The following is a 650-nucleotide window of genomic DNA, read 5'->3' as shown; positions in this document are numbered from 1 at the left end:
GACCTCGAGCTGTACGCCAACTACGGCTTTGACTCGAAGGCCATCGACACCGAAGAGCGGACCAACGCCTGGCAGGGCGGCGTGGTGCTGAGCCACACCAACGACAGCGGCGTGAACAAGGTGATCGCCCGCTACTCTGATAACTCGGACAACAGCGTGTTCAACAAAACCGAGGACCTGACCACGGTGTACGCCAGCTTCGAAGGGCTGCACAAGTTCACCCAGGCGACCCAGGTGGAGTACATTCTGGCCTTCCACGACTTTGATAACAGCCGCGACAAGACCGACAACCGCAAGAACTACAACGCCATCGTGCGCCCGATGCACTGGTGGAACGACGTGCACTCCACCTGGCTGGAAGCGGGCTGGCAGCATGTTGATTACGACAACGGCGGCGACAACAAGGGCTGGAAGCTGACCCTGTCGCAGAACATGTCCATCGCCATGGGCCCGGAATTCCGCCCGATGCTGCGCTTCTACGTCACCGGCGGCAAGGTGGATAACGAACGCACCGCCCGCGTGAACAACACCAAAGACGAAACCCTCGACGACTTCAACGTCGGCGCGATGTGGGAGGCGTGGTTCTGAGGTAAAAGCAAAACGGCAACCAGGTTGCCGTTTTTAGTGTTTGCACCCTCTCCCGGTGGGAG

1 protein-coding gene is annotated in these 650 nt (G+C 59.5%); it reads left to right on the top strand.

The window, feature by feature from the left end; all coding sequences use genetic code 11:
- A partial coding sequence (locus FFB58_RS22795; protein ID WP_138371070.1) for a carbohydrate porin occupies positions 1-588 on the top strand: 588 nt, incomplete at its 5' end.
- Positions 589-650: the final 62 nt, after the last annotated feature.

The sequence above is a fragment of the Enterobacter sp. MF024 genome (genome assembly GCF_005843915.1).
Lineage (GTDB): Bacteria > Pseudomonadota > Gammaproteobacteria > Enterobacterales > Enterobacteriaceae > Enterobacter > Enterobacter barmai.
Note: the sequence above shows the minus strand (reverse complement) of the source record. Positions and strands in the feature narration are given on the sequence as shown.